The organism is Pseudarthrobacter sp. W1I19 (genome assembly GCF_030817835.1).
Lineage (GTDB): Bacteria > Actinomycetota > Actinomycetes > Actinomycetales > Micrococcaceae > Arthrobacter.
The window spans coordinates 4302603-4317343 of the sequence record NZ_JAUSZR010000001.1 but is presented as its reverse complement, the minus strand read 5'-3'; the positions used below and the strand labels follow the sequence as shown (position 1 = coordinate 4317343).

The following is a 14741-nucleotide window of genomic DNA, read 5'->3' as shown; positions in this document are numbered from 1 at the left end:
CTAGGTTTTTGTGTATATGATCCTTTTCACGGCCCAACGGAGGGTCGCTTTGATCAGGAGGCAATGTGGCCGAAAAGACCATTTCCCAGGATCCCGCTGCTTCTGCGGCCGGCGGTGCCCTGGCCAGCAGCAACGCAGGCACCGCCGTCAGTTCACCGGATTGGCCTGCAAAGGCCCCCCGTGCCTACGTCATCGGCATGCCCATCGCAAGCGCAGGACTTTGGATGGCCGTGCTGGCACCCGCACTCGTGGTGCTTGCCATCAAGGTTGCTGAAATCACCACCCCGGATACACGGGCAGGCGCATTGAGCTTGGTGGCGGGCGTCGGAGCCCTGGTGGCACTGCTGGCCAATCCGTTCTTCGGCAGGCTCAGCGACCGCACCACCTCGAGGTTCGGCATGCGCAAGCCCTGGATCGTCGGTGGTTCGCTCATCGGCCTGGCATCGCTGTTCCTGCTGGGGTCGGCCACGGACGTCAACGGCGTGCTGCTTGCCTGGGTGTTGACGCAGCTCAGCTTCAACGCTGCCCTCGCGGCGTTGGTGGCCACCCTTCCTGACCAGGCGGCCCCCGCTGAGCGCGGACGCCTGTCCGGCCTGATCGGGATGACCCTTCCCGTTGGCCTGGTTGCCGCCGCATTCCTGGCGCAGCTCTTCGACAATGCACTGCAGATGGCCGTGGTGCCCGGCATTATCGGCACCGTACTGGCCATCGCCTTCGCCTTTACCTTCAAGGACCGGGTCCTCACGGACAAGCCCGTTCCCCTGAACATGAGGGAGATCCTGGGTTCCTTCTACTTCAACCCGCGCGCCTACCCGGGGCTGGGCTGGGCCTGGTTCACCAAGTTCCTGGTCTACATCGGCTACTGCGCCAGCCTGCTGTACCTGCCGTACTTCTTCATCGACCACCTCAAGGTGGCCGAAGCGGACGTCACCGCCCTGGTGTTCCAGGCCACCCTCGTCAGTTCCGCAGGCACCGTCCTCACCAGTCTGGCCGGCGGGTGGATCAGCGACCGGATCGGCAAGCGCAAGGCCCTGGTCATCGCCTCGGCAATCATCATCATGCTCGGCCTGATCGTCATCGCCACCAGCACCACCACCAGCCAGGTCCTCGTTGGCCAAGGCATCGCCGGTCTGGGTCTCGGCTGCTTCGGCGCAGTGGACGTCGCCCTCATCGCCGACCTCCTGCCGGCCAACCAGAGCGAGAACGCGAAGACATTCGGCGTCTTCAACATCGCCCAGGCCCTGCCCCAGTCCCTCGTACCCGCCATCGCCTTCCCCGTGATCACCCTTGGCGGCTACCCGGCCCTCTTCATCGGCGGGGCCGTCGTCGGCATCATCGGCGCAGTCCTCGTCACCCGCATCAAAGGAGTCAAATAAATGAACACCCTGTCCCCGGCCGTGACCGCTCCGCCCGCAGGCTCACCGGATGCCGAGGCGCGCATCCGCGAACTGGCCGAAAGCCTCCCCCTGGAACAGCAGATCCAGCTGCTGACGGGTGCGGATGTCTGGGCCACGCACGCCCTCCCCGCCATCGGACTCTCCCGTGTGGTGCTCTCCGACGGCCCGTCCGGCGTCAGGGGCGAAGACTTCGACGAGCGGCACGACTCCATTTCCCTGCCGTCGTCGTCCGCCCTGTCTGCCACGTGGAGCGTCGAAACGGCCCGCAAGTACGGCCAGGTGCTGGGCCAGGAAGCCCGCCGCAAGGGCGTCCATGCCGTCCTGGGTCCCACCATCAACCTGCACCGTTCACCGCTGGGCGGCCGCCACTTCGAGTGCATGAGCGAAGACCCCCGGCTCACCGCCGTGATGGCCGCCGGCTACGTGGCCGGCGTCCAGTCCATGGGCGTGGGCGCAACGCCCAAGCACTACCTGGCCAACGAGGCCGAAACGGAGCGCTTCACCGCAGACTCCGTTGTTGACGAGCGTCCGCTGCGCGAGCTCTACCTCGCCGCGTTCGAGGACGCCATCATCGAGGCGCGCGCCTGGCTGGTGATGAGCTCCTACAACTCCATCAACGGCACCACCGCCAGCGAAAACAAACTGCTGGAAACGCCGCTGTCCACGGAATGGGGCTTCGACGGCGTTGTGGTCTCGGACTGGACGGGCGTCCGCTCCGTGGAGGCCGCCAACGCCCACCAGGACCTGGAAATGCCCGGCCCGGTAGGCCACTGGGGCCCCAAACTGCTCGCCGCCGTCGAGGACGGGCGGGTGAGCCGGGCCGCCATCCTGGAAAAGGTGGTCCGCATCCTGCGCCTTGCTGCCCGCGTGGGCTCGCTTGATGGCTTCGCTCCTGCCGTCACCGACCTTCCCGCCCAGCTCAACGGCGCGGCCGTGGCCCGGGACGTTGCTGTCCGCGGCGCCGTGCTGGTCCGGAACCAGGACGGGCTCCTCCCACTGGACGCGGCACAATTGGGCAGCATTGCTGTCTCCGGCCACAACGCCCAGGAAGCCCGCACCCAGGGCGGCGGCAGCGCCACGGTGATGCCCAGGTACACCGTCTCGCCGCTGGACGGGCTGCGTGCCGCCCTTCCAGCCAACGCGGACGTCAGCTACGTCCGTGGCGCCAAGGTGGCCGAAGGACTCCAGCCTTTCCCGCGCGCTTCCCTGTGGAACCATGTGTCCGGGGTGCCCGGAATGCGTGTTTCCTTCCTCGCCGCCGACGGCTCGGTGATCTCGGGGGAGGACCGGCTTGCCTCGCATTTGATCTGGTTCGGGGTGGGCATTCCTGAGGGTGCCGCCGCAATCCGGATGGCGGCCGAGTGGACCGCGGAGACGGCCGGCATCCACCACCTCGGCGTGGGCACCGTGGGGCAGATCCGGCTCTCACTGGATGGATCCGAGGTCTTCAACGGAGCGATCGAGGATGACACGGATGTCCTCGGCGCCGCCCTCTTTGACCCGCCCAAGACGGTCCACCCCATCGAAACCGCAGCCGGACAGAGCGTCCGGATAGAGGCGGAGTACCAGTTGCCCCGCGAGCAGGTCATCCCGTTCACAGCCATCCTGCTGGGCGAGGAAACGGTTGTTGCGGATCCGCAATCGGAAATCGACGCCGCCGTGGCCGCAGCACGGGAATCAGATGTTGCCGTAGTGGTGGTTGGCACCAGCGCAGCCATTGAATCCGAAGGTTTCGACCGCAAGACCCTGGACCTCCCGGGTTTCCAGAACCAGCTCGTCGAGGCGGTCGCTGCAGTCAACCCCCGCACCATCGTGGTGGTCAATTCCGGCTCGCCGGTCCTCATGCCCTGGCTGGACAAGGTTGGCGCCGTGCTGCTGGGCTGGTTCGGCGGGCAGGAATTCGGCTCAGCCATCGCGGACATCCTGCTGGGAGCAGAGGAGCCGGGCGGTCGCCTCCCCACCACCTGGCCCGCCACGCTGGAAGATGTTCCCGTCCTGAACACCACGCCGGTTGACGGCAAAGTGGTCTACTCGGAGGGGATCCACGTGGGCTACCGCGCCTGGCTGAAGCAGGAAGCTGCCGGGGGTGCCGCTCCTGCCCTGCCGTTCGGTTTCGGGCTGGGCTACACCACCTTCGAGCTGGGAACAGCACACGCGCCGCAGTACGTCACTGCCGGGCAGGACGTAGTGGTTCATGTCCCCGTCCGAAACACCGGCAACCGCACCGGCCGGGAAGTGGTGCAGGTTTACCTGGACCGCCCGGATTCCGCGGTGGAGCGACCGGTCCGCTGGCTCGCCGGTTTTGCCGACATCCACCTTGCTCCCGGCGGCGCGGGCTCAGTTGAGGTCCGTGTTACTGCCAAGGCATTCGCCCATTACGACGGCGGCTGGAATTTCGAGCAGGGCACGTTCCGGCTCCTGGTGGGCCGCCACGCAGCCGACGACTTCCAGGCGCTGGACATCGAACTGCGCTAAACAGCGCCGCCGACAAGCCGGGCGGGACCTGATTTTCATCGGGTCCCGCCCGGCTTACCTTTTTCTTTTGGGTGTTCGCATCAAGCGCTTGACCTGCATGAACGTCAAGCGTTTGACGTGACGTTGCTAACGGTGCCATGATCACTCCTGAACGCTTCAACTCCCCGCGCAGCTGTGTCTGCACTTGGCGCGGGCCCCAAAGACGTGGAGAACATCGTGGACCCCAAACCCCGCAAGAAGATCATTCTTGACTGCGACCCCGGGCATGACGACGCTGTGGCGTTGCTGCTCGCGCACGGCAACCCGGACATCGACCTGCTGGCCGTCACCACCGTGGTGGGAAACCAGACCCTCGAAAAAGTCACCCGCAACGCCCTGGCCGTGGGCACCATCGCCGGCATCACCGGCGTTCCCTTCGCCGCCGGGTGCGGCCGTCCCCTTGTCCGCAGCATCGAGACCGCCCCGGACATCCACGGCGAGTCCGGCATGGACGGCCCCGCCCTCCCCGAGTCCACCATCGGGTTGGACCCGCGCCACGCCGTCGACCTCATCATCGACACCGTGATGGCCCACGAACAAGGCACCGTCACCCTGGTTCCCACCGCAGGCCTGACCAACATCGCCATGGCCGCCCGCAAGGAACCCCGCATCGTGGAACGCGTGAAGGAAGTTGTCCTGATGGGCGGCGGCTACCACGTGGGCAACTGGAGCGCCGTGGCCGAGTTCAACATCATCATCGATCCCGAGGCCGCGCACATTGTCTTCAACGAGAAGTGGCCCGTGGTGATGGTGGGCCTGGACTTGACTCACCAGGCGCTCGCCACCCCGGACGTGGTGGAAAAGATCGCGGCCATCGGCACCAAGCCTGCCAAGTTCGTCACCGAGCTCATGGACTTCTTCGCCCACACCTACAAAGACGCCCAGGGCTTCGACTTCCCGCCCGTCCACGATCCCTGCGCCGTGGCCTACGTAATCGACCCCAGCATCGTCAGCACCCGCAAAGTGCCGGTCAACATCGAACTTCAGGGCACCCTGACGCTCGGCATGACGGTGGCCGACTTCCGCGCCCCCGCGCCGGCCGACTGCCACACCAGCGTCGCCGTGGACCTGGACCACGAACGGTTCTGGAACCTGGTCACCGACGCGCTGGAACGCATCGGCGAACCCGGCAGCGGCGACATAAACAGCAGCGGCAAGGCGGCCGACGTCGTACGCCCGGAACGCACCGACGTCGTCGTGGGAGGGGTCAAGTAAATGACTGCCACCCTTACTGAAGCAAAGACCGGCCGCGGCAACGTCACCGCCCTGATGGTTGCCCTGCTGGCCGCGTGCGTGGCGTTCCAGCTCAACGCCTCGATGCTCAGCCCGGCCCTGGTGACCATGGGCGAGGAGCTCAACACGGACCAAGCGGTCATCGGCCTCTCGCAGACGTGGTTCTTCACCGCGGCCGCCCTGTTCTCCCTGTTCCTGCCCCGCCTGAGCGACATCATCGGCCGCAAGAAGGTCCTGGTGGGCATGATGCTGCTGATGGCCGTCGGTTCGGTCATTGCCGCCCTCGCGCCGGACGTCACCTGGCTCTTCGTGGGCCGTATCATCCAGGGCATCAGCGGACCCACCGTGCCGCTGTGCCTGATCATGCTGCGCTCCGCCGTCACCAACCCACGCAAGTACGGCACGCTCATGGGGCTCATTACGGCGGTCAATGGCGGCGTTGCCGGCGTCGATTCCTTTGTGGGCGGCTACTTCGCCGAGCACTTCGGTTTCCGTAGCATCTTCTGGCTCATGGTGGTGCTGGCACTGGTTGCCACGGCACTGATCGCGTTCCTGGCCGGCGAAAGCAAGCCCGCCGCCGGCACCCGGATGGACTGGCTGGGTGTGTTCTTCATTGTGGTGGCCGTGGGCGCGCTGCTTACCGCCCTGAATGAAGGGTCGAAGCTGGTGGGTGCCTTCTCTTCCAGCACCCTGATGCTCAGCATTGTGCTGGTCCTGGTGTCCGCCGCCGCGTTCTACGCCTTCTGGACCGTGGAGAAGCGGTCCGGCCAGCCCATGGTGGAAACCGTGCACCTGCGCCAGCGCTCCACGTGGGCGCCGCTGCTGACCACCACCCTGACCATGACCGGCATCTTCGCCGTCATCAACGGCATTGTCCCCGCCTACGTCCAGGCCGCCGACCCCGGCTTTGGCATCGGCCCCACCGAAATGTCGCTGATCATCCTCACCCCGTACGCGCTTTTAGGCTGGATCGTTGGACCGCTCAGCGGCAAGCTCGCTCCCGTGCTGGGCTACACCAAGGTGCTGCGCATCGGGCTTCTCGGCAGCATCGCGGCCCTCGCCATCATCGCGTTCTTCGGCCTCAGCAGCCTGCCCCTGATGATTGCCGGCACGGTCTTGCTGGGCATCATGTACGCCGGTACGGTCAACATCATGCTCAACGGACTCGGTGTTGTCCTCTCGCCCGCCGGCAACCCCGGTTTCCTGCCCGGCATGAACGCCGGCGCCTTCAACCTCGGCGCAGGGCTCAGCTTCCTGGTGCTGCCTGCCGTGCTGGTGGCGACGTCGGCCCTTGGGGATGCGAAGGCGTCCTACCTGACCGTTGTAGTTGTCGGTCTGGCCCTCACCGCGGCGGCGTTCGCCGCCTCGCTGCTGATCCCCAAGCCCGTTGAGGCTGAGGTGGCCGAATGAGCGCCGCCGCTGAGCCAGCCGCCGTTGACCCGGGCGCCAATCAAGGCGACGACAGGCAGCCGGGCAGGATCGTCGTCGTCGGCTCCCTGAACGCCGACCTCACCATCTACTGCGAACGCCTCCCGCTGCCCGGTGAGACGGTGCACGGCAACGGGTTCGCCGTGAACCCGGGCGGCAAGAGCGCCAACCAGGCAGTGGCCGCCAGCCTGCTGGGCGGGAACGTTAGCCTGGTGGGCGCGGTGGGGGATGACCCCAACGGCGCCATGCTGCTCTCCTCAGCGGCGAGAGCGGGTGTGGACGTAGGGCATGTCCGCACGTCGTACGAGCCAACGGGCGTCGCCGTGATCGCCGTGGATTCCAACGGCGAGAACAACATCATCATCTCCGCCGGCGCCAACGGCACCCTCTCACCGGCAGACGTGGGAGAGGCCTCGGACGTCCTGGCGGAGGCCGCCGTCGTGTGCCTTTGCCTTGAAGTCGGCATGGAGACAGTACTGGCCGCAGCGCAGGCAGGGCACGACGCCGGCGCAACAGTCCTGCTGAACCTCTCGCCGTACGCGCACATCCCGGCAGCCCTGGCTGAGCTGACGGACGTCCTGCTGGTGAATGCCCATGAAGCCGCGCTGTTCCTCGGCCCGGGGGCATCCGTCCCGGGTGCCGATGCCCGTGCCGCCCAGTGGGATGCCGTCCGGGAAAGGTTCGCTGAACGGGGGATCCGTCAGGTGCTGGTGACGCTGGGTTCGAACGGCTCCGTGGTGCTGGACTCGCTTGCCTCGCCGGACCGCCTCGTCACCTTTGTGAAGCCCATCAAGGTCTCCGCCGTGGACACCACCGGCGCGGGCGACGCCTTTACCGGCGCCGTTGCCGTCCGGCTCGCGGCCGGCGACGGGCTCGCCGATGCTGCCGCCTTCGCTTCCGTGGCGGCTGCCCTGGCCACCACCCGGAAGGGGACGCAGGCGGCGTATCCCGAAGCGGCTGACGTCGAGCGTCTGCTCGGCTAGCCCGAATTTTGGCCTACACCCAACGATGGCAGCAGGTAGGCAGGCTCAGGCGTATGGACGGGACGTCCGTGGCACCAACAAGAGGGGATGCAGTGCAGCGGCACAGGTATAACTACGGCGGTGACCCCAGTCAGTGGGGCGAACTGTTCCTTCCCGAGCTTCCCGACGGCGGTACCCACCGCGGCGTGGTGGTGGTGATTCACGGCGGCTACTGGCGCCCGCAGTACGGCGCCGAGTTGGGGCAGCCTTTGGCTGCGGACCTTGCCGGATACGGCATGGCGGCGTGGAACCTGGAGTACCGCCGCGCCGGAAACGGTGGCGGCTGGCCGGGTACATTCCAAGACATCCTGGCGGGCATCGACAAGCTTGCAGAGCTCGCTGAATCCCACTTCCTGGATGTGGCCAAAGTGGTGGCCCTCGGGCATTCGGCCGGTGGGCATCTGGCCGTGTGGGTGGCAGGCCGGGACCGGCTGGGCGGGTTGGGATTGGAGGCTGAGCATCGTGAGGTGGGGGCCGGAGACGGCGGCGTCCGCGTCACCGGCGTGGTGAGCCAGTCCGGCGTCCTCAACCTGGCAGAGGCCGAAAGGCTCCACCTCAGCAACGGTGCGGTGGCCAACCTGCTGGGCGGTCCGTCGTCGGAATATCCGGGCCGTCACCGGTACGCGGACCCGATGGCCGCGCTCCCGCTGGACGTTCCGGTTTATGCCGTCCACGCAACCGAGGACGACGACGTGCCCCCCGCCATGTCCGAAACGTACGTGGAAGCCAGCCTCAGCGGACAGGTCCCGGCCCAGCTGGTCACGGTGCCCGGCGACCACTTCGCACTCATCGATCCGGGCGAACCAGCTTATAAAAAGTGCCGGGAACTGGTCCGGGAACTGCTGGCATGACCTGGAGCGCTAAGCCCGCACCCGAGCCGTTGATTCCCTGAATACCAGCTCCATCGGCGCCAGGGACAGTGCCTCAGTGGCGGGCTGCTGCCCCCGGATCCGGGCGATGAGTTCGGACATGCTCCGGACCCCAAGCGCCTCCAGGTCCATGTGCACGCTGGACAGGGTGGGGATCAGGAACGAGGACTCGGCCATGTCATCCCAGCCGAACACGCTCACGTCATCCGGCACCGCAAGGCCATGTTCATGCAGGGCCCGGATGACGCCGATGGCCATCTGGTCGTTCGCCGCGAAAACCGCGGTGACCTCCTTGATGGCCGCGATCTTCCGCCCGGCCGCGTAGCCGGAGGCCGGAGACCAGTCGCCCACTGCAACCCCCAGCGATACCAGGCCCAGCTCGGCCACTGTTTCCTCGTAGACAGCCCGCCGGTTGCGCGCCGACGGCCAGGCTGTTGGCCCGGCGACGTGGAAGAAGTTCCGGTGTCCCAGCGAGGCAAGGTGCTCAACGATCTTCCGTGCCGCAGCGCCGTCCGCCAGGCTGCCCCGCGCACGCATCTTGTTGTCGTACTCCCCGGCCACCACCATGGGAACACCCGCGGACTGCCGGGCGGCCGGGCTCCCCTTGGGCCTGGGGACGAAGGACAGGATACCGGCGATGTCCTCGCCGCCCAGCAGGGTTTCCAGCTGGTGCGCGCGGGCTTCGGCGGTTCCCTCAATGGCCACCACGTCCACGCGGTAACCGGCCGAATGGGCGGCCGCGGCGGCTCCATTCAGCATCCGGGCGGGGAAATACAGCGAGGCTTCCGGCACCACCACTACCACCCGGTAATGCTCCCGCGACCGCAATGAGCGGGCTGCCAGGTTGGGAGTGTAGTGAAGCTCGGCGAGGGCCTGTTCCACGCGCTCCAGCGTTGCCGGCTTGAGCCCGCCCGGGGCTTTGAAGTACCGGGACACGGTTTGGTGGGACACGCCCGCAAGCGCAGCCACATCGTAGATGGTTGGCGCTTTTGTTTTGCCTTGTGTCACGGCTTCCTGTGCCACTGCTTCCTGCGCCATGTCCGGTGGTGTCCCTTCACCTGCTGCCGTTGCTGTCCCATTTTTGCAGCATTCCGCACATCCCCAGGACGCGCTCCCCGCTGGAAGGCGCGCTCCTGGTGACGGCGGCATCCTTAAAGTGGCTGTACCTGCCTTCCGCGAGGTCGGCAAGCCATCCTTCCGTCCGGGCAGCCTCGGGTGCGATGCTCTCCTTCCACAGCTCATGCCAGTCCGGTACCCGTGCCTGCACCAGGCGGACGGCGTCACGGTGGAACCGCTCCACGGCGCCGACGTCACCCGCCTGCGCGGCCTCCTTCAGCCGCAGGTAGCCGGCCAGCGCTGCGTCCCTCCGGGCGCGCGCTGCAGCAGGCAGCGAGGACGACGGCGAGGCGGGGCCGGCGTCGAGCGTTGCTGCCCGCGCGTACCGCTTGGCGTCCGCAATGACCTCCGGCTCGAAGGTCAAGACGGCGTCGCCGGCCTCCGGCAGTCCGCTATTTTGCATGATGGCCAGGATCTCCAGGTTGTCCCCGTTGACCAGCCGGTGGATGGTCCCCGGGCTGAACCAGAGCAGGTCATCGGGGGCCAGGTCATAGGACGCGTACCCTGAGGCCCGGATGGTTTCAACGCGTCCGGATCCGGACAGCACCAGGTACGCCTCGGTGGACGCGGTATGCATATGGGGAGAACCGCCGCACACCCCGTCACTGGCTTCCCAGTCGTAAACGCTCACGCGCGTCAGGCCCACACTGCCGGGGAAGGGGAGTGCCTGGGTCGTCATACCCTGGTCCGGTCCGCCACAGCTTTAGAATGCAGGGTTTCCCCGGCCAGGGTGGCGAGATGGTCCAGCCGCTCCTGGTCCGAGTCGCCGTCCGCGATCACCACGGCATACCGGTTGACCATTGTTTCCCCGGCGGCGAAGGTGACCTCCTTGCTGAAGAACGGGGCAGGGCCAAAGCAGGCAAAGGGCTCGGACCGGGCAAACCATTCCGGCGGGTGCTGGGCGTTGGTGGTGGCGTCAGCGATCAGCACCGTGGAAAACCGGCAGGTGTCATCGTGCTGGCCTACGAATGCCAGCCATGGGCCGCGGGTCCCGCGCAGCGCTTCGCCGGTGGCTCCGCCCGGGCCAACGATGCGGCCGCCGGTAAATTCGCGCGGGCCCCGCCAGAACAGTCCGCCGTACCCGGCGTTCTCCCGCCCCTCGGTGGTGGGCGAGCCGATGTGGATCTCACCGCCGGAGACATTCGTCATCTCCGTTTCGAAGACCAGCGTCCAGGCGTCGTTGGCGCCCGGGGCAATCCGGACGGTGCGGGTTTCCTCAACCACGTGCTTGCCGGCCTGCGTCCACCAGCCCAGCGTGTGGGCAAAACGGAACGCGCCGCCGTCGAGCCCTGCTTCGATCACGCGCCCGTGGCGCATGCTCCCGTTGTTGGGCAGCCACGTGTAGTCCTTGCCGCGGCGGTAGCTGGGCCCGCCCCAGAAGTTGTCATCGCCGAAGTGGGGCAGGGACCAGGCAATGCCCTTGTGCCAGACGTGGTCCCACGGGCGGTAGGCGGTGACCATTTCGCCCGCCGTGGTGCGCAGCGGGTGGAAGAAGGGGCGCGGCGACTCGCGCTGTTCGTCCGTGGCATCGTACGTGTAGGTGGCGATCTCCACATCCCCGAGCGACACGGTCAGGGATCGGTTGTTGTCGCGCCAGCTGAGTGCGGCTTCGGTGCTCATGCTTCGAGTGCTTCCTCTTGTTTCCAGGGTTCCAGGTGTCCGTCCATGCGGGTGAAAAACGGGCTCGACTCGTCAATCTGGCCGCGCGAAACCGTGGTCCCGCTGACGCTCGACGCGTAGATCGCGGCCGCCAGCTCCATGGTGGCATAGGCGTCTGAGATGGAGACAGCAGCCGGTTCCCCGGCCTGCAGGCTGCGGATGATCACCGCGTACTGCGCCGGGTGTCCGCTGGGGTGGTCCGCGCCCTCGTTCCAGAGGCCGACGACGGCGTCCTGGCCCGGTGCCGGGGTCACCTTCCAGTGGTGGTCGCTGTAGCCGTAAAGGTGTTCGAGCTCCACCGTTGCGTTCTCGTAGTCCAACCGAAGGTAGGAGGTTTCCCGCGGGGAGATAACCGAGTTGATCACGGTGGCGATAGCCCCGGATTCGAAGCGGACCACCGCCCCTGACGCATCCTCCGTATCTGTTGTGCGCGCCAATTTGCCGGCGAAGGCCGTCACTTCGGACCATGGACCCCACAGGTGCAGGAGCAGGTCGAACTGGTGGATGCCGTGGCCCAGGGTAGGCCCGCCGCCCTCCACATCCCAGAGCCCGCGCCAGGGAACATCGAAGTATGGCTGGTCGCGGAACCAGAGGGTGTTGCAGGTGCCCACCAGCTGCCTGCCCAGGACCCCGGACTGCTGGAGTGCGAGCAGCCGCTGCGCGCCCGAGCCGAAGCGGTGCTGGAAAATGCAGCTCAGCGAGCCGGCGGACGCCTGCTCCGCGGCTTCCAGCTGCCGCATCTGGCTGAGGGACAAGGCCGGCGGCTTTTCGATGACGGCATGTAAACCGAAGGACAGCGCTTCCAGCGCCAGCGGAAAGTGGCTGGAGGGGGGAGTGCAGATGGCCACGAGATCCAGCGCACCGCCGTCGATCGCTTCTGCCAGGCTTGCCGCGGTCCGGGCGACGCCCCACTTGCCGGCGAAGGCCTCCGAACGCGCGGGGTCCACGTCGATCGCTGCCGCTAGTTCGACGCCGGGTTGCTGCCTGAGTGCTTCGGTGTGGGCATTGGCGATGCCGCCGGTTCCGATGAAGGCGACGCGAAGTGGCGTGCCGGCGTCGTGATTGCTGGGGTGGGTCATTTCTACTTCCGGAGTGAGGAGGAGAGCTCGTCGATGAAGGGCCCGGCGGCCTTTTCGGGGGTGGTGCGTTCGAAAAGGATGTCCGAGGTGTAGCGGCTGAGGATGTCCGTGATGGTGCTGCCGCCGGCAGGCGTGATGGGCGGGGCTGGCCTGACCTCGTCGGCGATGGCGTTGGTGAACTCGATCGCGGCCTTGTCCGTGGGGTTCAGCTTGGCGGCGATGGCTTCGCGGACTTTTGCGTTGGCGGGGATGCCGCGTTCAGTGAGCATGATGTCGGCCGCGGTCTGGCTGTTGGTGAGGTAGTTCAGGAACTTCTCCGCCGCCTTCTGGTGTTTGGTGCGGGATGAGACGGACCAGAACATGGATGGCTTGTAATAGGCCCCGCGTTCTGCGGCGTCAGACTCGCCGGGCAGGCGCAGCAGCTTCAGCTCCTGCCCGCTGGCGCCCGAGTAAGCCGTGAGCTGGGTGCTGAACACACCGGAGAAGCCCATCTCGTTTTTGGCCAGGGGTGTCTGGTTCAGCGAAGCGGTGGCACTTTCGATGATGGCCGATGGTTTGGCGCCGGCACCGGATGTGGACAGGTCCCGGACGTTCTGCCAGAACGAGACGAGCGTTTCAGGCTTGATCACCACGTTGCCCCGGTCATCGTAAAGCCGGTCGCCGTGCTGGCGCGCCCAGATATAGAGGTCCTGGTCGCCGTACTGCACGCCAACGCCCGTGCCTGCCCCGCTCTGGCTGATCTGCTGGCCGATCTTCCGGTAGTCCTCCCACGTCCACGTGGTGTCATCCGGCAGCGGCACCCCGGCTTTGGCCAGGACGCCGGGGTTGGCAGCGATGCAGAACGTGGCGATGCCGGTAACCAGGCCAACAAGCTCCCCGTCCACCTCACCGCTCTTGAGGGTGTCCGGGTCGATGCCGGAGGTGTCCAGGCCGGCTAGTTTTTTGATGTCCAGCAGGGCGCCGCGGTCGCCGTATTCGCGGACGTACTTCTCGTCCATCTGGATGATGTCCGGCGCGTCATTGGCTGCCACCTGCGTTGCGAGCTTGTCCCAGTAGCCGGTCCAGTCGCTGTATTCGCCCACCACAGTGATGTTGGGGTTCTCAGCCTCGAAGGCGTCGATGACTTTCTGGGTGGCTTTCTGCCGGGCGTCGCCGCCCCACCAGGTAAAGCGGATGGTGACGGGCCCGGTTTCCTCGGCAGCAGGAGTGGCGCCGGCCGCGCAGCCGGACAGGGTCATGGCAGACGCGGCGACGGCGGCGGAGAGCAACAGGTAAGTCCGGCGGGTTGGTTGGTGGTTCACAGGCAGACCTTTCTTGCCGGAAGGACGGGCCACTGCGGCGGTTCTTCCCGGATTCCGAAGATGGTGCATGGCATGGGGAGGATAGGTTCTCAGCACAAAGACTTCCGATCGCCGGCCGGCCAGGAAAGTGATCGGTAACACCAGTATTAGTTATCGGTCACTTTTCTGTCAACGCTTGAGCGGACTGGTTTTATGGACCGGAGAAAAGCCGAGCCGCTGCCGTCGTTGCCCATTTGCAAGGGGCCTGCCGGAGGCCTGAAGAAGTGACGGGCGCCTTGCTACGTCAGCCGTGCGACGCTCCGCCGGCCGGGACGTGGCGCGGCACCGTCGGAGAAAAGTTCAGGAGTGGATTCCTGGATGCGCTGGACGTCCTCGAAGACGCCCCGCAGGTGAAGTCGGAGGCTGCTGTCGGCGTCGTTCAGGTTGTTGGTCTCCAGCGCGTCCACCACGGCGGTGTGCTGTTCGATAAGGGTGGCCACGGGCCGGGTGTCGAGCAGGCTGAGGCGGCGGGCACGGTCCAGGTGGGCCTTGGCGGAGTTGACGGCCGCCCAGGCGGACTCGTGTCCCGCGAGGCGCAGCAGCTCCCGGTGGAAGTCCTCATCCAGCCGGAAGAATTCCTCCACGTCGCCGGCGGCATCGGCCTCCGACTGGGCCTTCAAAATCTCCCGCAGGCCGGCAATGCCCGGGCTGTCCACGGCAAGATCGCGCAGCGACGCGCATTCAATGGCCTCCCGGACGAACTGCGCTTCGGACACCCGGGCCAGGTCAACCAGGGACACAAACGAACCGATCTGGGGGAAGACCTGGACCAGGCCCTCCTCGCGCAGCAGGATCAGGCTCTCGCGTACCGGGGTCCTGCTGACGCCCAGTTCCTGCGCAAGTTCATTCTCGGACAGCGGTTCGCCCGGGGGGAGCTGCAGCGAAATGATGCGCCGCCGCAGCGTCTCCAAGGTCTGGTCGCGTACTGAGAGCCGTGGAGCCGCACCTCGTTTATCCCTAGCCATGACCTCATTCTATGTGGTTGACACACTAGAATGGTAGTGCTTGTATGGTAGTAGAACGTGCTGCTGGTCACTGTGTGAAGGCCCGCCGGCGTCCCCCGTTTTATCCCCTTCGTTCGCAT

Annotated in this window: 12 protein-coding genes; 6 read left to right on the top strand and 6 right to left on the bottom strand. The window is 66.5% G+C overall.

The genetic code is table 11. The features are described from left to right. Positions 1 to 65 precede the first annotated feature (65 nt). The 6 genes from QF038_RS19955 (at position 66) to QF038_RS19930 (ending at position 8445) form a co-directional block, all read left to right on the top strand. On the top strand, positions 66 to 1376 hold the full coding sequence (locus QF038_RS19955; RefSeq protein ID WP_307612595.1) for an MFS transporter: 1311 nt from the start codon (positions 66 to 68) through the stop codon (positions 1374 to 1376). Then, positions 1377 to 3872 (top strand): beta-glucosidase, encoded by a 2496-nt coding sequence (locus QF038_RS19950; protein ID WP_307612593.1) that lies wholly within the window; start codon positions 1377 to 1379, stop codon positions 3870 to 3872. 204 nt (positions 3873 to 4076) lie between these two features. After that, positions 4077 to 5126: a nucleoside hydrolase gene (locus QF038_RS19945; RefSeq protein WP_373461664.1), complete on the top strand. Its 1050-nt coding sequence runs from the start codon at positions 4077 to 4079 to the stop codon at positions 5124 to 5126. Then, positions 5127 to 6554: an MFS transporter gene (locus tag QF038_RS19940; RefSeq protein ID WP_307612589.1), complete on the top strand. Its 1428-nt coding sequence runs from the start codon at positions 5127 to 5129 to the stop codon at positions 6552 to 6554. It begins immediately after the preceding gene. Further along, positions 6551 to 7555 carry a ribokinase gene (locus tag QF038_RS19935; RefSeq protein ID WP_307612587.1) on the top strand — a complete coding sequence of 335 codons (1005 nt, stop codon included), beginning with the start codon at positions 6551 to 6553 and terminating at the stop codon, positions 7553 to 7555. The genes QF038_RS19940 and QF038_RS19935 overlap by 4 nt, the downstream gene beginning before the upstream one ends. Positions 7556 to 7647: 92 nt before the next feature. After that, the gene (locus tag QF038_RS19930; protein ID WP_307612585.1) at positions 7648 to 8445 is read left to right on the top strand and encodes an alpha/beta hydrolase; all 798 of its coding nucleotides are present in this window, start codon (positions 7648 to 7650) and stop codon (positions 8443 to 8445) included. A 9-nt stretch (positions 8446 to 8454) separates the two neighbouring features. Here the strand turns inward: QF038_RS19930 and QF038_RS19925 are convergent, their stop codons facing one another. The 6 genes from QF038_RS19925 to QF038_RS19900 form a co-directional block, all read right to left on the bottom strand. Then, positions 8455 to 9501, bottom strand: coding sequence for a LacI family DNA-binding transcriptional regulator (locus QF038_RS19925; protein ID WP_307612583.1), 1047 nt, complete (start codon positions 9499 to 9501; stop codon positions 8455 to 8457). A gap of 16 nt (positions 9502 to 9517) precedes the next feature. Continuing rightward, entirely contained in the window at positions 9518 to 10258 is a 741-nt protein-coding gene (locus tag QF038_RS19920; RefSeq protein ID WP_307612582.1) for a cupin domain-containing protein, read from the bottom strand. Further along, positions 10255 to 11199: a PmoA family protein gene (locus QF038_RS19915; protein ID WP_307612580.1), complete on the bottom strand. Its 945-nt coding sequence runs from the start codon at positions 11197 to 11199 to the stop codon at positions 10255 to 10257. Before QF038_RS19915 ends, QF038_RS19920 begins: the two co-directional genes overlap by 4 nt. Further along, entirely contained in the window at positions 11196 to 12317 is a 1122-nt protein-coding gene (locus QF038_RS19910; protein WP_307612578.1) for a Gfo/Idh/MocA family protein, read from the bottom strand. Before QF038_RS19910 ends, QF038_RS19915 begins: the two co-directional genes overlap by 4 nt. A 2-nt stretch (positions 12318 to 12319) precedes the next feature. After that, positions 12320 to 13618, bottom strand: a complete 1299-nt coding sequence (locus tag QF038_RS19905) for an ABC transporter substrate-binding protein (protein ID WP_307612577.1) — start codon at positions 13616 to 13618, stop codon at positions 12320 to 12322. Positions 13619 to 13896: 278 nt separating this feature from the next. Beyond that, positions 13897 to 14622, bottom strand: coding sequence for a GntR family transcriptional regulator (locus QF038_RS19900; RefSeq protein WP_307612575.1), 726 nt, complete (start codon positions 14620 to 14622; stop codon positions 13897 to 13899). Positions 14623 to 14741 lie beyond the last annotated feature (119 nt).

What these genes read in the sequence shown, in the direction of transcription:
- QF038_RS19950 (WP_307612593.1), top strand. Translation starts at nt 1,377, where the DNA reads ATGAACACCCTGTCCCCGGCCGTGACCGCTCCGCCCGCAGGCTCACCG.
- QF038_RS19940 (WP_307612589.1), top strand. Translation starts at nt 5,127, where the DNA reads ATGACTGCCACCCTTACTGAAGCAAAGACCGGCCGCGGCAACGTCACC.
- QF038_RS19935 (WP_307612587.1), top strand. Translation starts at nt 6,551, where the DNA reads ATGAGCGCCGCCGCTGAGCCAGCCGCCGTTGACCCGGGCGCCAATCAA.
- QF038_RS19925 (WP_307612583.1), bottom strand. Translation starts at nt 9,501, where the DNA reads ATGGCGCAGGAAGCAGTGGCACAGGAAGCCGTGACACAAGGCAAAACA.
- QF038_RS19920 (WP_307612582.1), bottom strand. Translation starts at nt 10,258, where the DNA reads ATGACGACCCAGGCACTCCCCTTCCCCGGCAGTGTGGGCCTGACGCGC.
- QF038_RS19915 (WP_307612580.1), bottom strand. Translation starts at nt 11,199, where the DNA reads ATGAGCACCGAAGCCGCACTCAGCTGGCGCGACAACAACCGATCCCTG.
- QF038_RS19910 (WP_307612578.1), bottom strand. Translation starts at nt 12,317, where the DNA reads ATGACCCACCCCAGCAATCACGACGCCGGCACGCCACTTCGCGTCGCC.
- QF038_RS19900 (WP_307612575.1), bottom strand. Translation starts at nt 14,622, where the DNA reads ATGGCTAGGGATAAACGAGGTGCGGCTCCACGGCTCTCAGTACGCGAC.